A 12,595-nucleotide genomic window follows, 5' to 3' on the forward strand; every position below is an offset into this window, starting at 1 on the left:
CGTGGCCAGCCCGCTCAGCCGCGGTGGATCCGGTCGATGCCGTACCACTTCGACACACAGGCGGCGACCCAGTCCCGCTCGTAGGCCTGCGTGTAGAAGGGCTCGGCGAGGTCGCCGATGTACAGCGGCTTGTACGCCACGTCCGTGGAGCCCCGCCCGGCCTCGGCCCGGATGCGCGCGTCCTGCGCGTCCCAGGCCACCGAGCGGGTGACCGTGGTGGTCGTCAGCCGCCGGACTTCGGGGACCAGTACGGCCACCGAGGCCAGCGCCAGGCAGCCCGCGACCACGGCGCAGGCCAGGAGCGCCGTGCCGGCGCTCCGGTGCGCCCGGAGCCGCCGCCCGCCCCAGGCCCCCAGCAGGGCGCCGTAGCCGCAGAGGGCCAGCTCCATCGGAACCAGGTAGCTCGTCCAGGTCCGGGCGTACGTCCACCCGGCCGGCCCGTAACCGCTGCGCAGGCCCGCGGCCACCGCGAACGAGCCCAGCACCACCACCGGCACCGGGAGCAGCAGCAGGGCGACGAGCGTTCCGCGCGGTACGGGCCCGCGCGCCTCCCGCTTCCCCGGCACGGGCCCGCACCGCCCGCCCCTCCCCAGGACCGCCGCCAGCCCCAGCAGGACGCCGACGGCCGCGGCTCCGAGGTAGGCCGGCCGCCCGGCGACGGAGTCCCACATGCGCAGCCAGTCCTCGAAGGTGGCCCGGAGTTCGCCCGGGGACAGCATCGACTCCTTGGGCGGCTGCTGGGCCCGGCGCCACCGGGCACCCGGGGAGGTGTAGAGCACGACCAGGCCGCAGACCAGTCCCGAGCACCAGACGAGGCACCAGGTGAACGGCCGCCAGTCCCGCGCCAGTCCGAGCCGGGGCAGGCAGAGCAGCCCGAGGAGCGCCGCCAGGAGACCGCTGACGAGCGTGAACGGCTCGCTCAGGGTGCCCATCGCGAAGCCGATGAGGAACGCGCCGGCCAGCCCGGCGACCCGGACGGCGGTACGGGGATGGCCGGCGGTCCGCAGGGCCAGCAGCAGCACCCACACGCCGACGACGCTCGGCACGGTGTGGGAGATCGTGGCGGGCGCCCACAGCAGCACCTGATAGCTGCGCGGTCCCGCGAAATAGACCAGTGCCTGGACGACCAGGGCGCAGGCGGTCAGGGCCGGCACCCGGGGCCCGCCGCCGAGGAAGCGGACGAACTCGCGCCCCAGCAGGACCAGTCCGAGGGTGAAGCAGACGGCGATCACCGTCGGCAGGATCTTGGCCCCGGCCAGTCCGTCACCGTAGACGAGACCGCTCAGGAAGGCGTTGGTGATCCGGCCGTTCTGTGTCGTGTAGAAGTCGGAGGTGATGCCGAGGACGCCCATGTCGCGGGCCTTCCAGCCGGCGCACCAGTCGTCGGACGTGGGCCTCACGTACAGACCGAGGAAGCAGCCCACGGCGATCAGCGCACCGGCCGCGGCGACGAGGACCGCACCGGCAGCGGGGAGCACCCCGCGCGGGAACGTGCGGGGGCGTCCGCCCCCGGCGCCCTCGTGCGGGTTGCGTTCGCCCTTGTCCTCGCCCTCGCCCGCAGCCGTGCTCATGTACCCGCCCTTCGCAGCGGAACCCGGCCGGGAGGGGCGGCCGACGCACCCGCCCACCCACGTGACCGACCGGCCCGCGGACACCCATGGTGTGCACGGCCCGCGGCCCCCGGCATCCCGGGAGCGCCAGGCCGGTGACGCGGCCGCGTGGCCCCGGGACTCCCCGCTCACCCGCGCGGCGCGCGCTCCGTGGCAGCCTTCGCGCGGCTCGCCCAGGATGGGGGCCAGGGTCCGCGCGCACGCGGGCCCGGCGGAGGGAGCGGCGATGCCCGGTGTCCGGACCGGTCGTTGGGCGGTCGTCACGGCGGCCTTGGCGAGCGTCGCCGTACCCGTGTGCGCCCCGGGACACCCCAACGCCCGGCACCCGACCCGCCATGAGGCCGGGCACCCCACCCGCGACGGCGGCCCGGCGTCGTTCGCCGTGCTCACGGGCCACCGGGGCCGGGGTGAGCCGGAGCCCGGCCAGGCACGGCCGGCTGCCCTCACGGTCCCCACCGCGGGCCTCCTGTCCAACACGACCGCCGCCGAGGGCGTTCCGCCGTCCCTCGCCGCGGACGCGCGCTACGTCCGGGGGAGCCACGTCCTGCGGCTGGCCTCGGGCCGGTGGATGTACCTCCCCTACGCCAAGACGGCCTCGGCCGTGGTCGCCCCCGGCCATCCGGCGGCCCGGCGGCAGATCGGGGCCAGCCGCGCCTGGCTGGCCTCCGGCCGGATCCCCGGCGCCTCGCCCGAACGGCGCGCGGCCGCGGAGCGGGCCCTGCTGGCCATGCGCGCCCTGCTCCGGCCGAACGGCGCGGTGGCGGCGGGCTGGAGCCACGGCTGGAAGTACTCCTGGCCGCGCGACTCCAGCTTCGCCGCCGCGGCCTTCGCGCACACCGGACACGACGCCGAGGCCTACCGGATCCTGCGCTACAGCGCCGCGACCCAGCGCGCGGACGGCGTCTGGGAAGCGCGTACGAAGCTCGACGGATCCGGGCCGCCCGACGCCAGGGCCTGGCAGCTCGACGCCAACGGCTGGGTCCCCTGGGCCACCTGGCAGTGGTACCAGGCGGCCCCCAGGGCCACCCGCGGGGCCCGGCTGGCCACCCTCTACCCGATGATCCGCAAGGCCGCCGACCACGCGGCGGGCTCCCTGCGGGCGGACGGGCTGCCCCCGGCGTCCCCCGACTACTGGGAGCTGACGACGCCCACCGCGAACATCGGTACGGCCGCGCCTCTCCTCGCCGGGCTCAACGCCTCGGCCGACCTCGCCCGGGAGGCGAACCGGCCCGAGGAGGCGGCCCGCTGGGCCCGGGCCGCGCGGCGGCTGTCCGCCGGGATCTCCGCACACTTCCTCCCCCTGGGGTACCAGCGGACCGTCGACGGACGCCACGGGCACGACAGCGCCGTGGCCTTCATGGCGCCCCCCTTCAACGAGGCCCCCGCCGGCCTGGCCGGGGCACTGGACACCACCTACGGGGAACTGCTGCTGCCCAACGGCGGGCTGAGCCCCGGGAACGATCCCGGCGCGCGCTGGGGCGCGTACGCCTGGACGCCCAGTACGGCCTTCTTCGCGCTCGCGTGGGCCGGCACGGGCCGGCCCGAGAAGGCCGGACGGGTCATGGACTGGGTCCTCTCGAAGCGCAACGCGCTCGGCGAACTGCCGGAGAAGGTGGACGGGTCGGGCCGGCCCTGCTCGGTCGCCCCCCTCGCGTGGACGGGATCCCTCGCCGTCCTGGCCCTGGTGGCGCTGGACGGGCCGGGGCTTCCGACCCCGCCCCTGACCCCCTAGGGGGTCAGACGGGCCGGGTCCCCTCGTCCGGCGGCGGCACGGCGCGGACGTGTTCCAGCGCGGCCAGGAGCGCGCGGCAGGCGAGCCTTTCGGCCGCCAGCGCCTCGTCGAGCGGGGGGTGGTGCGGATCCCGGAGCGCGCGCGCCCGGACCGCGGCGGCGCGGCGGAGCCCCCTCGTACGGTCCACCTCGTCGCGGGCGTCCACGGACGCGGCATCGACGAGCCGGTGGTCGAGGACCTGGGCGAAGGCCCGCTCCAGCAGGACGTCGAGCCGGTCGAGATCCTCGGCGCAGCGCTCGGGGGCGGCCCCCGAGCACCCTTCGTCCAGGGCCCGGGACAGCGAGCCCAGGGTCGCCCCGAGCTCCGGGTACCCCCAGGCCGGCGCAGTGTCGTTCCTGCATCCGGTGGCGAGGAACACCAGAACGGCGACCGAGGCCGCGGCACGGACCGGCCACGGCCCCCGGCGCACGCGCCCGCCGCCGGGACGAGGCCGTCTCTTTTGGATCTTGCCGGGCGGCGCGGGCCAGGCAAGATCCCAAAGAGACGGCCTAGGAGCCGCGGGGTCCCTCCGCGCGGGGGAGCACGAGGTCATGGGAGCCCCGATCGCAGGTCGAGTGGGGTGGGCCGCCATCGTCGCCCGCAGCGCTCAGCGCTGCCACCCGGAGCCCGTGCGGTCGTCCGCCGCGTCCGCCTCGTCCGCCGGCTGCGGGACCGCCGGATACCAGGGGGAGGAGGGCGGACGGCTGCCGGGCGGCTCGGTACCGGCCGGGGGAGCCGTCGTGACGTGCAGTACGGCGTCGAGGCCGAGCACGGCGCCGAAGGCCGTACCGTCCAGCGCGGTCAGGGCCGTCGGGGCGCCCGTGTAGTGCATCTGGGACTCGTACCAGGCCGGTCCGCCGTCCGTGTCCGAGACGCCGACCGTACCCGCGCCCGCGCGGCCCGTGAGCAGGCCCCCCGCGACGCCGACGGAGCCGTAGCCGCCTTCGCCGCCCTCCTCGGTGACCGGGGAGAACCGCGGTGCGGTCCCGCCCGCGGTGACCAGGCTCGTGGCGACGGTGCCCGTGCCGGGGCGGCGGAAGTACAGGGAGACGCCGTCCCCCCGCGGGCTCGCGGAGAGCGGCCCGGTGGTGGCCGGCAGCCCGGTCGGGACGGGGGCGCCGAAGGGGGCGTCCGGAGTCTGCTGGATCCAGGCCAGCACGCTCTGGGCCGTGGCCGCGTACACGTGGCGCCGCCCGGCCGGATCCGTCGCGGTGACCGGGTCGCCCTGCAGGCCGGAGCCGCCCAGGGAATCCCATGCGCCGAAGGCGCCGTCGGGGGCCGACTGCTCGCTGACGCGCAGGGTGCGCCGGGAATCGCGTACGTAGACGGTCATCCGGCCGGTACGGTCCACCGCGACGGCCGGTGCGCTGATCGCCGAGGTGCCGGACACGTCGTCCGTGTCCGGGGTGCCCAGCGACACCCAGGGGCCGAAGGCGCCGTCGGGCGCGACCTGGACGGAGTGCACGAGCTCGCGCCGGTATTCCTGGGGCGTGGCGCCCAGCGTGGTCCGGGTGCCGAAGACCGCGACCCTGCCGTCGGGGAGCCGTACCGCCGTCGCCCCGGTGTCCATCCCGGACCCGGCGAGGAACTCGGGCCCCTGCCAAGGGGCCTTGTCCGCGCCGCGGGTCCAGTAGGCCATCCGCCCGTCCAGCACGGTGAAGGCCCACGGCCGGCCGGAGGCGCCCTCGGTCATCCAGGAGGTGACATCGCCCCGGCCGTAGCGGATGGTCCGGCTCCAGCCGGCGCCCGCGGGCCGGGTCGCCGTCTTGCGGTCGCCGCAGCCGGCGGGGCTGCCGCACCAGTCCTGGTGGTCGGACCAGGCGTAGGTCTTGAGGTAGCCGAGCTTCTCCTCGCCGGCCTGCGGGTCGAGGACCGGGGGCAGACCGCTGTTGGGATAGCTCACGTAGTTCTGGACCGAGAAGTGCGGCCGGTCCGTGGACTTCGCGTACCGCTCGGTGGCGGCCTGCACGAAGCGGGCCCCGTACATGTGGTCCTGGTGGTCGAGGAAGGCGCCGCTGCCGCGCGACCGGCCCGGCGTCGGGTCCTGCGTCCGTATGGTGGTCGGCCGGTACCGCGCGAAGATCGCCGCTATGGCCTCGACGACCTGGTCCTTGTCGTACGAGAACGGGGTCTCGACCGGCGTCCCCGAGGTCAGCTGGGAGCCCAGCGCGGGGACCTTGCCGTCCCACAGTCCGCGCAGACTGTCCGGATTGTCCCCGGAGATGCTGCGCGCCTCGCGCAACTGCATCCATACGAGGTTGACCTCGGGCCGTGCGACGAGGACGTCCACCTCGGCGCTGCCCCCGCCGACGGTGGGTATGGAGCGGCGCTGCCAGGCGCTGGTGCGGTCGCCGGTGGCCATCTGCGCGTAGGCGGCCCGGATGCCGTTCTGCCGGGCCTCCGCGTAGGCGGCGCGGTCGGCGGGGGCCGTGGGGTCCTGCAGGTGCGGGCTGTGGGCCTCGTTGCGGCCGTCGGCCTCGCCGGAGGTGAGGTAGACGGTGGCGACCTTGATGCCCGTCGATATGGAGCGGCTCAGGTCGGGGTTCATGAAGAAGAGGTCGTCGTCGGGATGCGCGACCACCTGGAGGACCGTGCCCTCGGTCACGCCCGGGCGGAGCGCCGCCCCGGGCGCCGCCGACTCGGGCGTGGTCCCGTACCCGTAGGCCCAGGTCGTCACGCCGACGGCGCCGACGGTGAGCGCGGCGAGCAGGCCCGCGAGGCGGGTGCGGCTGGCCAGGGACATCTGCAACGCCTCGGGGGATTCGGTCGGACGGGTGCGGAACTGGGTTGCGGGGCGGGTCGGTGCCCCGTTGGCCCCACCGCTTGCCGGAGACGACCGGGCCAGATTATGCCTCGCGCGTGTGCGCCTGACACACCGTCGAGTCGGCTATCTGGCGATAGGTGATCTTTTATCGGAATAACCCGAATTGATCGAGTTTGTCCGTGTGGAACGGAAGTGGAATTCCGCTCCGGCCCGGTCGGCCCGGGCGGTCCGTTCCGAAGCCGCGGAGCCGGCGCGGGCGCTCGTGTGCACCGCAGAGGCCTTGGCGGGCGCGGTGCGAGCCCCTGCCTTGGCACCTGACGCGGAGTCGGCGTCCGGGGGCGAACCGTCCGGTGCGGTCGCGCGCAGGGGAGTGCCTCCCGTGTGAGCGGATCCACACGGCTCACGTCGGGCAGGGGGCTGCCGGGGAGGGGGTGTCGGTCGGGGCGGCGGCGGACGTGCGTCCCTCGCGCGGCGGCGCGTACCCCGCCACGACCGATACGGCGGGGCTCCATGATCAACATACAGCGCGCAGGGGGGCTTGCGGCAAGGCCCGGGTGGTGGCGAAGAATCGCCGACCGAAGCCGGAACCCGGGCGCCCCGCCGTGGAACCCGAGGCCGGGCGCCTCTACCGAAAGAGAGTCGCCGCATGCGTGTGGTGTTGTCGACGTACGGGTCGCGCGGAGCCGTGGAGCCGATGGCCGGGCTGGCCGTACGCCTGAGGCGGCTCGGCGCGGAGGTGCGGATGTGCGCACCGCCCGACGAGGAGTTCGCGGTACGGCTGGCGGCCCTCGGCGTCGAGCTCGTGCCGGCCGGCAGCCCGGTGCGCCCGCTCGTGACCTCGGTGACGCCCGGATCGGCGGAGGGCCTGGCGCGGCGGGCGGCGGATCTGATGGCCGCACAGTTCGCCGCGGTCGCCGGGGCGGCCGAAGGCGCGGACGCGCTGGTGGCGACGGGCCCCTTGCCGGTCACCGCCGGTGCGCGTTCGGTGGCCGAGAAGCTGGGTCTGCGCTACGTGCACGCGAGCCACCAGCCGGTCAGCCTGCCGTCGCCCCACCGGCGGCCGCCCGCGCGCCGGGGCAGTCCCCTACCGTCGGACACCACCGACAACCAGGCCCTCTGGGACCAGGACGCGGCCCTCGCGCACACCATGTTCGGCGGACCGCTCAACACCCTGCGTGCGGCTGCCGGCCTGCCGCCCGTGGACTCCGTACGGGACTACGCCTTCACCGCCCACCCCTGGCTGGCCACGGACCCGCTCCTCTCGCCGTGGCGGCCCACGGGTCTCGGCGTGGTGCAGACCGGGGCGTGGTACGCGCCGGACGAACGGCCCCTCCCCGCCGAGCTGCTGGAGTTCCTGGACGACGGTGACGGCCTGCCGCCGGTCTACGTGGGCTTCGGCAGCACCCCCCTGAGCGCCCCGGGCGAGGTCGCCCGGGCTGCCGTCGAGGCGGTCCGTGCGCGGGGCCGCCGTGCCGTCGTCTCCCGGGGCTGGGCCGAACTGGCCCTGACCGACGGCCGGGACGACTGCTTCCTCGTCGACGAGGTCAACCACCAGGCGCTCTTCCGCCGGGTGGCCGCCGTCGTGCACCACGGCAGCGCCGGCACCACGACGACCGCCGCCCTGGCCGGCGTGCCCCAGGTGGTGGTGGCCCAGGGGGCGGATCAGCCTTACTGGGCCGGCCGGGTCGCGGACCTGGGCATCGGCGCGGCCCACGGGGGCCCGGCCCCGGACGCCGAGTCCCTGTCGGCCGCGCTGCGCACGGCCCTGGCCCCCGCGACCCGCGCCCGGGCCGCCGAGGTGGCCGGCGCGGTCCGCACCGACGGGACGGCGGTGGCCGCGCGGCTGCTGCTCGACGGGGCCGGCCGGACCGCTTGACCTCAACTCCGGTCGAGGTCCTACCGTCGGTCCCGTTGGTCACCGGTCACCGACCACCGGTCACCGACCACCACCTGACGGCAGCAGACGAGGGGCGGACCCAGTGGACCTTGATACCGGAGCCATCGCGGAGCGGGCACTCGTCCTGGGACCGGGCGGCCCGGTCGGTACGGCTTGGATGGCGGGCCTCGTCGGCGGACTGCGCCGCGCCGGGGTCGACCTGGGCGGCGCCGACCTCGTCGTCGGCACGTCGGCCGGTGCGATCGTCGGAGCCCTGCTGGCCACCGGCCAGGACCCGGGACGGCTCGCCTCCCTCGGAGCCGCCCCGCCGCCGGCCACCGGACCCGGTGGCGGCGGGGCGGACGCCGCCCGGCCGGGCTCCGTGTTCGCCGTGCTCGGGGAGGCCGGCCTGGAACCGGGGGAGGCCCGGCGGCGGGTGGGCCGGATCGCCCTGGAGCACGCCGACTCGGCATCGGGCCCCGAGGCCGCGCGGAGGCTGCTCGCGGGGCGGGCCGCGCTGATCGGAGCCGGCGGCTGGCCGGAGCGGCGGCTGCTGATCACCGCGGTGGAGGCGGCCACCGGCGAGCCCGTGGTGTGGGACCGCACGAGCGGTGTGCCGCTGGTCCGGGCCGTGGCCGCGAGCAGCGCCTTCCCCGGAGCCGAGCCGCCCGTCGCGGTCGCGGGGCGGCGGTACATGGACGGCGCCCTGCGGGCGGGGACGAACGCGGACCTCGCGGCCGGGGCCCGGACGCTCGTCGTCGTGGAGCCCATGGCGCACCTGTTCCCCCGCGAGCCGCTCGACGGGCGGTCGGGGGCCGACGGGGCGCGGACCGTCGTGACCCTCGGGCCCGATCCGGACGCCGTACGGGCCTTCGGGCCGGACCTGCGGGACCTGGCGCACTGGGAGCCGGCGTACCGGGCGGGCCTGGCCCAGGCGGGCGCCGCGGCCGAACGGCTCCGCCCGGTGTGGAACCCGGGATCCGGCACGGCCTGACACCGGTCCCCACCCCCGTGCGGGGCCCACTCGCCCGAGCCGATGTCACGCACCCGGCGACCCGGCGACCCGGCCTGCCGGGCAGGCCCGGCAGGACCGGCCGGGCCGTCATCCGGCCGGCCCACCTTGACGGCGGGCCGTCCGGGCCGAACCCCGACCTGGTGACCGGGCGACCCGGCAGGCCCGGCAGGACCGGCCGACGCGGCCGGCCGTCATCCGGCCGGCCCACCCCGACGGCGGGCCGGCCGGGCCGAACCCGCAGGCCGGGGCGGTACGTTCCGCATCCCGCAGGGCACGCCGTCTATCCCGGCCCGACCCGGGGATGGGAACCTGACCCTGCCGCTCAGCCGAGCGCGGGCGCCCGCTCACCCCCGATCCGGTGTGCGCCCTTGCAGCCGACCTTCCATCAAGGGAGTTCACCGCATGCAGACCCGTTTAGCCGATGATGCGCGCAAGCGAGTGGTGTGGGGGATAGCCCTCGTCCTGATCGCCGTCACCGCGCTCCTCGGAGCCGGCCCCGGGGCCGCGGGGGCCGCCACCGCTCCGCCCGCCCCGCCCGTACCCGTACTGACCTGGGGTCCCTGCGCCGACGACCCGGGAGACGGCTTCGAGTGCGCGACCGCCCAGGTGCCGCTCGACTACCGCCGGCCCACCGGAAGCACCATCCCGATCGCCGTCACCCGGAGGCTCGCGGCCGACCCGGCCCACCGCACCGGCGTCCTGGTGCTGCACCCCGGCGGACCCGGCAACTCCGGCGTGAACTTCGCCCGCAACAGCTACGCCGCACTCCCCGCCGCCCTCCGGGACGGCTTCGACGTCGTCGGGTACGACATGCGGGGCGTGGCGCGCAGCGGCCAGGTGGAGTGCTGGAACGACGCGGAGTACTCGGCCGCCGTCGACGCCGCGCGCGGAGTCCCCGGACCGGGAGCCCTGCAGACCGCCCTCCGACAGGGCCGGGAGTTCGCCGCCGCCTGCCGGGAACGCGCCGGCGGGCTCGTGCCGTTCATCGGCACCGGGTCCAACGCCAAGGACCTCGACCTGCTGCGCCAGGCCCTCGGCGAGGAGACCCTCACCTTCTACGGCCGTTCCTTCGGCAGCTACGTCGGCACCGTCTACGCCGCCCAGTTCCCCCGGCGCGTGCGCGCCATGGTCCTGGACGGCGCCTACGATCCGCGCCGCTACGCCGACGTGCCCTACGCCTACGACGCCGCGCAGTTCACCGCCCTGGACTCGGCGGTCGGCCGGTTCCTCGACTGGTGCGCCCAGAACGCCACCGCCTGCGGATTCGGGGCGGGCGAGCCCCGGCAGGCCTTCGAGCGGCTCAAGCGGGACCTCGACGCCGATCCCGTCATCACCGCGAGCGGACGCCCGGCCACCGGCTACACCCTCGCCTACCGCCTGATGTTCAACATCAACTCGGGCAAGGAGATCTGGCCCTACCTGGGAGAGGCGCTGGCCCTGGCCCAGGCACACAAGACGTCCTTCCTCCTCTCACCCCCCTCACCGGGCTCCTTCGACTTCCTGAACGTCAACCTGGCCGTCGAGTGCGCCGACCGCGTCTACCCGAGCAGCCGGCTCCTCCTGGGCGCCCTGGTCGGCGCGGAGTCCGCCTCGGCGCCGCTGCTCGGGCCGCCCATCGGCCTGGGACCGCCCACCTACGACCACAACCACGCGCCCGCCTGCGCACAGTGGCAGGCGGAACGCCCCAGCCGCTACGAGGGCTCCTACCGGGCGGCCGGTTCCGCCCCGATCCTGGTCCTCGGCACGACCGGTGACCCGGACACCCCGTACCAGGACGCCGTGGCCCTGGCCGGGACGCTGGACGCCGGCCGGCTCCTGACCTTCGACGCCGAGGGGCACACCGGCTATAACCGGAGCGAGTGCGTCAGCGCACTCGTCAACTCCTACCTGGCCACCCTGGCCCTGCCCGCACGGGGCACCGTCTGCGCGGACGAGACGCCCCCGGAGGCACTCGGCCGCCGCACCGCCGCTCCCGCGCCGGTCGACGAGACGAACGACGTGATCCCCACCCTGCGCTGACCGGGGATCCGCCTCGGTTTCGGATCCGCCTCAGCGCACCACCACGGGTGAGCCGGGGCGGGCCAGGCGGGCGAGGTAGCGGGCCAGTCCGGTCGCGTCCTCGCCCGCCCAGCCCACGTACCCGTCGGGCCGGACCAGGAAGAGCCCCTTGCCGTAGGGCTCGTACGCTCCGATCCGGTGCGCCTCCAGGAACTCCAGCTCCAGGGAAGGCAGTTCGGCGTCCGTGCCGACGGCGAGCAGGGTGAAGTGCGGTCCCCGGAACAGGTCGAAGAGCCTGCGCCCGTCCGGCAGCGGGCCGTCGGGGGCGCGGTCCCCGGCCTCGAGGGCGCCCGCGGCCCCCTCGGAGAGGGGGCCTCCCCGGTAGCCCAGGCCGAGCTGGCGGGTGGCGTCGCCGCGCTCCTCCTGGCCGCGGTGGATCCGCGTGGACAGGCCCAGTACGTGCGCGGCGACGGGCCGGCGCTCCTGCTCGTAGGTGTCCACGAGCGCGGGATCCGCACCGTGGAGCAGCACCTGCCCGAGCTTCCAGCCGAGGTTGTAGGCGTCCTGCACGCTGGTGTTGAGCCCCTGGCCGCCGGCCGGGGAGTGCACGTGCGCCGCGTCGCCCGCGAGCAGCACCCGGCCGGAGCGGAACCGGTCGGCCATGGCGGCGCGCGGCCTGAAGTCCGAGGCCCACCGGACCTCGGTGACGTCCTCGGCGCCCAGATGGGTCAGCGCGGCGACCGCGGCGGGGATGTCGAGACTGTCGGTCCGCGCGACGAACTGGTGCTCGTCCGTGCCGGGCAGCGGGCACAGCGCGGCGAAGCCGCCCGCCGGGCCGGGGAACAGATGCCAGTGGTCGCGGTCCAGGGCGCCGGGACGCAGCCGGACGTCGGCCACGACCATCGGGGCGGGATCCACAGTCTCGCCGGTCATTGCGATGTCCAGGGCCTTGCGCACCGTGGAGCGGCCGCCGTCTGCGGCGACCAGATAGGCGGCGCGCAGCGTGCTGCCGTCCGAGAGGTGCGCGTTCACCGAGTCGGTGTCCTGGTCGAAACCGGTCAGGGCGACGCCGAAGCGGACCCGGCCGCCCAGCCCGGTGAGGCGCTCGAACAGGATCTCCTGGGTGCGCCACTGCGGCAGTAGCCGGGACCGCGGATACGGCTCGGTGTCCGTGGGGCCGCCGACCCCGGCGTCGCCGAGCATGTCGTGCTCGCCCACGGACAGGCCGTCCTGCCAGATCAGGCCGATGGGCGCGTGGGCGCTCGCCTCCTGTACGGCGTCACCCACGCCCAGGTCGTCGAAGACCTCGAGGGTCCGCGGCTGGAGGCCCTTGCCCCGGGAGCCGGGGAAGAGGGTGTCGGCCCGCTCGACGACCAGGGCGCGGACGCCGCGGCGGGTGAGGTCCAGGGCGAGGGCCAGTCCGGTGGGGCCGGCGCCGACGACGAGCACGTCGGGACCGCCGAGTTCCTTAACGCTGTTAAGTGCTGTCATGGGTACGAGAATCCGCTTAACGCTGTTAAGTTGTCAAGGTGGTGAGAGAAGAACGAGAGAGAAAACCCGA

8 protein-coding genes are annotated in these 12,595 nt (G+C 75.8%); 4 read left to right on the forward strand and 4 right to left on the reverse strand.

Annotated elements, in window-relative coordinates; translation table 11 throughout:
• Positions 1-14: 14 nt before the first annotated feature.
• Positions 15-1,571, reverse strand: coding sequence for a DUF6056 family protein (locus OG730_RS39600; protein ID WP_327308835.1), 1,557 nt, complete (start codon positions 1,569-1,571; stop codon positions 15-17).
• A gap of 265 nt (positions 1,572-1,836) precedes the next feature.
• Here OG730_RS39600 and OG730_RS39605 point away from each other — a divergent pair, with 265 nt between their 5' ends.
• Positions 1,837-3,342, forward strand: coding sequence for a glycoside hydrolase family 15 protein (locus OG730_RS39605; RefSeq protein WP_327308836.1), 1,506 nt, complete (start codon positions 1,837-1,839; stop codon positions 3,340-3,342).
• Positions 3,343-3,346: 4 nt separating this feature from the next.
• Here OG730_RS39605 and OG730_RS39610 read toward each other — a convergent pair whose 3' ends face one another.
• Together OG730_RS39610 and OG730_RS39615 are read right to left on the reverse strand one after the other, a co-directional pair.
• Positions 3,347-3,811, reverse strand: a complete 465-nt coding sequence (locus OG730_RS39610; RefSeq protein ID WP_327308837.1) for a hypothetical protein — start codon at positions 3,809-3,811, stop codon at positions 3,347-3,349.
• Positions 3,812-3,988: 177 nt separating this feature from the next.
• Positions 3,989-6,124 carry a PIG-L family deacetylase gene (locus tag OG730_RS39615; RefSeq protein ID WP_327308838.1) on the reverse strand — a complete coding sequence of 712 codons (2,136 nt, stop codon included), beginning with the start codon at positions 6,122-6,124 and terminating at the stop codon, positions 3,989-3,991.
• A 667-nt stretch (positions 6,125-6,791) separates the two neighbouring features.
• Between OG730_RS39615 and OG730_RS39620 the strand changes: the two genes are divergently transcribed.
• The 3 genes from OG730_RS39620 (at position 6,792) to OG730_RS39630 (ending at position 11,055) form a co-directional block, all read left to right on the forward strand.
• Positions 6,792-8,021: a glycosyltransferase gene (locus tag OG730_RS39620; RefSeq protein ID WP_327308839.1), complete on the forward strand. Its 1,230-nt coding sequence runs from the start codon at positions 6,792-6,794 to the stop codon at positions 8,019-8,021.
• Between the two features lie 103 nt (positions 8,022-8,124).
• Complete coding sequence (locus OG730_RS39625; RefSeq protein WP_327308840.1) at positions 8,125-9,015, forward strand: patatin-like phospholipase family protein; 891 nt, start codon at positions 8,125-8,127, stop codon at positions 9,013-9,015.
• A gap of 423 nt (positions 9,016-9,438) precedes the next feature.
• On the forward strand, positions 9,439-11,055 hold the full coding sequence (locus OG730_RS39630; protein WP_327308841.1) for an alpha/beta hydrolase: 1,617 nt from the start codon (positions 9,439-9,441) through the stop codon (positions 11,053-11,055).
• Positions 11,056-11,085: 30 nt separating this feature from the next.
• Here OG730_RS39630 and OG730_RS39635 read toward each other — a convergent pair whose 3' ends face one another.
• Positions 11,086-12,525, reverse strand: a complete 1,440-nt coding sequence (locus OG730_RS39635; RefSeq protein ID WP_327308842.1) for an FAD-dependent monooxygenase — start codon at positions 12,523-12,525, stop codon at positions 11,086-11,088.
• Between the last annotated feature and the right edge of the window lie 70 nt (positions 12,526-12,595).

It is taken from the genome of Streptomyces sp. NBC_01298, assembly GCF_035978755.1.
GTDB lineage: Bacteria > Actinomycetota > Actinomycetes > Streptomycetales > Streptomycetaceae > Streptomyces.

Excerpts from the sequence above, each read along its gene's own strand:
- OG730_RS39600 (WP_327308835.1), bottom strand. The coding sequence starts at position 1,571 with ATGAGCACGGCTGCGGGCGAGGGCGAGGACAAGGGCGAACGCAACCCG.
- OG730_RS39615 (WP_327308838.1), bottom strand. The coding sequence starts at position 6,124 with ATGTCCCTGGCCAGCCGCACCCGCCTCGCGGGCCTGCTCGCCGCGCTC.
- OG730_RS39620 (WP_327308839.1), top strand. The coding sequence starts at position 6,792 with ATGCGTGTGGTGTTGTCGACGTACGGGTCGCGCGGAGCCGTGGAGCCG.
- OG730_RS39635 (WP_327308842.1), bottom strand. The coding sequence starts at position 12,525 with ATGACAGCACTTAACAGCGTTAAGGAACTCGGCGGTCCCGACGTGCTC.
- OG730_RS39630 (WP_327308841.1), top strand. The coding sequence starts at position 9,439 with ATGCAGACCCGTTTAGCCGATGATGCGCGCAAGCGAGTGGTGTGGGGG.
- OG730_RS39605 (WP_327308836.1), top strand. The coding sequence starts at position 1,837 with ATGCCCGGTGTCCGGACCGGTCGTTGGGCGGTCGTCACGGCGGCCTTG.